The organism is Streptomyces sp. NPDC054847, assembly GCF_053610925.1.
On sequence record NZ_JBSGZJ010000606.1, the window covers coordinates 1 to 3,403 of the forward strand.

General features: G+C 69.6%; 3 protein-coding genes. All 3 read left to right on the forward strand.

What is annotated here, in order from left to right; translation table 11 throughout:
• The first annotated feature begins 63 nt into the window (after positions 1-63).
• The 3 genes from pstC to pstB are packed head-to-tail and all read left to right on the forward strand — an operon-like array spanning position 64 to position 2,913.
• On the forward strand, positions 64-1,059 hold the full coding sequence (gene pstC / locus ACWGH4_RS33075) for a phosphate ABC transporter permease subunit PstC (protein ID WP_441266827.1): 996 nt from the start codon (positions 64-66) through the stop codon (positions 1,057-1,059).
• Entirely contained in the window at positions 1,056-2,129 is a 1,074-nt protein-coding gene (gene pstA, locus ACWGH4_RS33080) for a phosphate ABC transporter permease PstA (protein WP_441266828.1), read from the forward strand. Before pstC ends, pstA begins: the two co-directional genes overlap by 4 nt.
• Before the next feature lie 7 nt (positions 2,130-2,136).
• Positions 2,137-2,913 carry a phosphate ABC transporter ATP-binding protein PstB gene (pstB, locus tag ACWGH4_RS33085; protein WP_453467356.1) on the forward strand — a complete coding sequence of 259 codons (777 nt, stop codon included), beginning with the start codon at positions 2,137-2,139 and terminating at the stop codon, positions 2,911-2,913.
• Positions 2,914-3,403 lie beyond the last annotated feature (490 nt).

Consider the following 3,403-nt stretch of genomic DNA (forward strand, 5'->3'; position numbering starts at 1 on the left):
GAGGCCCCGGCTTCCGGTGCACCGCCGCCTGGAGCCTCACCGCTCCGCAGACCGGAGACCCCGATGGATACAGCAACCACCACATCAGCCCCACCGCCCCGTGCCCCGCAGCAAACGGGCACCACCCGCGGCAAGCCCCGTCCCGGTGACCGCATATTCCTGGGCCTGTCCCGGGGAGCAGGCATCTCCCTCCTGGTCATCATGGCCGCGATCGCGGGATTCCTCGCGTACCGCGCGGGCATCGCCATCTCGAAGGACGACGCCAACTTCCTGACCACGTCCGAGTGGAACCCGGCCGGTGACCCGCCGGTCTTCGGCATCGCCGTACTGGCCTTCGGCACCGTCGTCAGCTCGGTCATCGCGATGGTCATAGCCGTGCCGGTCGCCATCGGCATCGCGCTGTTCATCTCGCACTACGCGCCGCGGAAGATCGCCACGCCCCTCGCGTACGTCGTCGACCTGCTCGCCGCCGTGCCCAGCATCATCTACGGCCTCTGGGGCGCCATCTTCCTGGTCCCCTACCTCGACGGCCTGAACAGCTGGCTCAACGAGTACTTCGGCTGGACGTACATCTTCGAGAAGACCGGCGAAGGCGTCGCCCGCAACCTGTTCACCGTGGGCATCCTGCTCGCGATCATGATCCTGCCGATCATCACCAACGTCACCCGCGAGGTCTTCCTCCAGGTGCCGAAGATGCACGAAGAGGCCGCCCTGGCGCTCGGCGCCACCCGCTGGGAGGTCATCCGGATGTCGGTGCTGCCCTTCGGCCGCTCCGGCATCATCAGCGCCTCCATGCTGGGCCTCGGCCGTGCCCTCGGCGAGACGATGGCCGTCGCCGTCGTCCTGTCGCCGAGCTTCATCATCTCCGGGCACCTGCTCGACCCGGGCGGCGGCACCTTCGCCCAGAACATCGCCGCCAAGTTCAACGAGGCGGACGAATTCGGCCGCGACGCCCTGATCGCCTCCGGCCTCGTCCTGTTCGTGATCACCCTGGTGGTCAACGGAGCGGCCCGCGCGATCATCGCCCGCCGCAAGGAGTACTCGGGGGCCAACGCATGAGCCAGCTCGTCCAGGACAAGCGTCCGGTGGCCACCGTACGCACCGGTCCGCTCTCCCACGCCCGCCTCCCGCGCTGGGCCCCGGCGGCCATCGCGGCCGGCTCGATCGCCGCGGGCTGCGGCATCGGCCTGGCGGCCGGCTGGCACAGCCGCGTCCAGTGGGGCATGCTCGCCGCCCTCGTCTTCGTCCTCGCCACCTACGTGATCACCACGAAGGTCGAGAACTCCCGCCAGGCCAAGGACCGCGTCGCCACCAGCCTCGTCTGGGTGTGCTTCGTGCTCGCCGTCGTACCGCTGTTCTCGCTGGCCTGGGTCACGATCACCAAGGGCCTGGAGGTGGTCGACGGCTACTTCCTCGGCCACTCCATGAACGGCGTCCTCGACGCCGAGCCCGGCGGCGGCATCTACCACGCCCTGCTCGGCACCGTCGAGCAGGTCCTCATCGCCGCGGTCATCGCCGCCCCGATCGGCCTGCTCACCGCGATCTACCTCGTCGAGTACGGGCGCGGGAAGCTGGCCAAGGCCGTCACCTTCTTCGTCGACGTCATGACCGGCATCCCCTCCATCGTCGCGGGCCTGTTCGTCCTCGCCACCTGGAACCTGATGCTCGGCTTCGGCCCCTCCGGCTTCGCCGGCGGTCTCGCCCTCGCCATCCTGATGATGCCGGTGGTCGTCCGCTCCACCGAGGAAATGCTGAAGCTGGTCCCGAACGAGCTGCGCGAAGCCTCACTCGCCCTGGGCGTACCGAAGTGGCGGACCATCCTGAAGGTGGTCCTGCCCACCGCGATCGGTGGCATCACCACCGGCGTGATGCTCGCCGTCGCGCGTGTCACCGGTGAGACCGCCCCGGTACTGCTCCTCGTGTTCGGCACGAAGCTGATCAACCCGAACCCCTTCGAAGGCGCCCAGTCCTCCCTGCCGCTGTACGTGTACGAGCAGTACGCCGTCGGCACCGACGCCTCGATCGCGCGCGCCTGGGGCGCCGCCCTGGTTCTGATCGCCTTCGTCATGATCCTCAACCTGGTGGCCCGCGGCATCGCCCGCTGGAAGGCCCCGAAGACCGGAAAGTAGAACCACCATGGCCAAGCGAATCGACGTATCGGGCCTGACCGCCTACTACGGCTCCCACAAGGCGATCGACGACATCTCCATGACCGTGGAGCCCCGCTCCGTGACCGCCTTCATCGGCCCGTCCGGCTGCGGAAAGTCCACCTTCCTGCGCACCCTGAACCGCATGCACGAGGTCACCCCCGGTGGCCGCGTCGAGGGAAAGGTGCTGCTGGACGACGAGAACCTGTACGCCAAGGACGTCGACCCGGTCGCCGTGCGCCGCACGGTCGGCATGGTCTTCCAGCGGCCCAACCCGTTCCCCACGATGTCGATCTTCGACAACGTCGCGGCGGGCCTGCGGCTGAACGGCAACTACAAGAAGAACCAGCTGGCGGACATCGTCGAGCGCTCCCTGCGGGGCGCGAACCTCTGGAACGAGGTCAAGGACCGGCTCAACAAGCCCGGCTCCGGCCTCTCCGGCGGCCAGCAGCAGCGCCTGTGCATCGCCCGCGCGATCGCGGTCGAGCCGGACGTGCTGCTGATGGACGAGCCCTGCTCGGCGCTCGACCCGATCTCGACGCTCGCGATCGAGGACCTGATCGGCGAGCTGAAGGAGCGCTTCACGATCGTCATCGTGACGCACAACATGCAGCAGGCGGCTCGCGTCTCGGACCGCACGGCGTTCTTCAACCTCTCGGCGGTCGGCCAGCCCGGCAAGCTGATCGAGATCGACGACACCGAGCGGATCTTCGCCAACCCGTCCGTCCAGGCGACCGAGGACTACATCTCCGGCCGCTTCGGCTGACAGACGCCCCGGACCACCGGGGAGCAGACGTCCTGGGGTGCTGCATGGCGGTGCCACCCCAAGACGAAGGGCCCGCCCCTCTCCCAGGGGGCGGGCCCCACCACTTCCTCCACCACCACCGTGCCCGGGGCCGGAACGTGCGGGGGCCGTCAAGGTCCGGACCCTGTGCGGGGCCGTCAGGGTCCGACCCGGTGCGGGGCCGGACCGGGCGGGGGGCCGGGACCGGTCCGGGTACGGGTCCGGTCCGGAGAGAGGGGCGTCCAGACCGGGCGGGTGCGGGTTCGGGCTTGGGGCCGGACCGATTCGGGTGCCGGTCCGGACCGCACTGCTGGGTCGCGGGCGCGTGGTGCGGTGGCGCCTGCGGCGGGCTTGTCCCCTACCCGCCCCTTCCCGAAACCGGGCTCGGCCCGGACCCGTACCGCGCTCCGCGCGGTGTCCTCAAACGCCGGACGGGCTGAAAATGCCGCTGCGCGGCACCTCAGCCCGTCGG

Bases quoted from the DNA above. Each gene is read 5' to 3' on its own strand.
- pstC (WP_441266827.1), top strand. From the start codon at position 64: ATGGATACAGCAACCACCACATCAGCCCCACCGCCCCGTGCCCCGCAG.
- pstA (WP_441266828.1), top strand. From the start codon at position 1,056: ATGAGCCAGCTCGTCCAGGACAAGCGTCCGGTGGCCACCGTACGCACC.
- pstB (WP_453467356.1), top strand. From the start codon at position 2,137: ATGGCCAAGCGAATCGACGTATCGGGCCTGACCGCCTACTACGGCTCC.